Below are 501 nucleotides of genomic sequence, written 5' to 3'. Positions count from 1 at the left end.
GGCCGTATTGAACGTGGCGTGATCAATGTTGGCGACAGCATCGAAATCGTTGGCATCAAAGACACCTCAACAACCACTTGTACTGGTGTTGAAATGTTCCGCAAACTGCTGGACCGTGGTGAAGCTGGTGACAACGTTGGTGTTCTGCTGCGTGGTATCGACCGTGACAGCGTTGAGCGTGGTCAGGTTCTGTGTAAGCCGAAATCTGTTAACCCACACACAAAGTTCGAAGCCGAGGTCTATATTCTGACCAAGGAAGAGGGTGGCCGTCACACGCCGTTCTTCGCGAACTACCGTCCACAGTTCTACTTCCGGACCACAGACGTGACCGGCACAGTTGAACTGCCATCCGGCACAGAAATGGTGATGCCAGGCGACAACTTGAAGTTCAACGTTGAACTGATCGCCCCAATCGCTATGGAACAAGGCCTGCGCTTTGCGATCCGCGAAGGCGGTCGCACTGTTGGCTCCGGCGTTGTTTCCAAAATCAACGACTAATTA

General features: G+C 52.9%; 1 protein-coding gene. It reads left to right on the top strand.

Annotated features, from left to right (window positions below):
* Positions 1–498, top strand: a 498-nt coding sequence (locus tag IEX10_RS19885) for an EF-Tu C-terminal domain-related protein (protein ID WP_268237059.1), incomplete at its 5' end; no start/stop codon positions are given.
* Positions 499–501: the final 3 nt, after the last annotated feature.

The sequence above is a fragment of the Neptunicoccus cionae genome (assembly GCF_014643735.1).
GTDB lineage: Bacteria > Pseudomonadota > Alphaproteobacteria > Rhodobacterales > Rhodobacteraceae > Amylibacter > Amylibacter cionae.
Note: the sequence above shows the minus strand (reverse complement) of the source record. Positions and strands in the feature narration are given on the sequence as shown.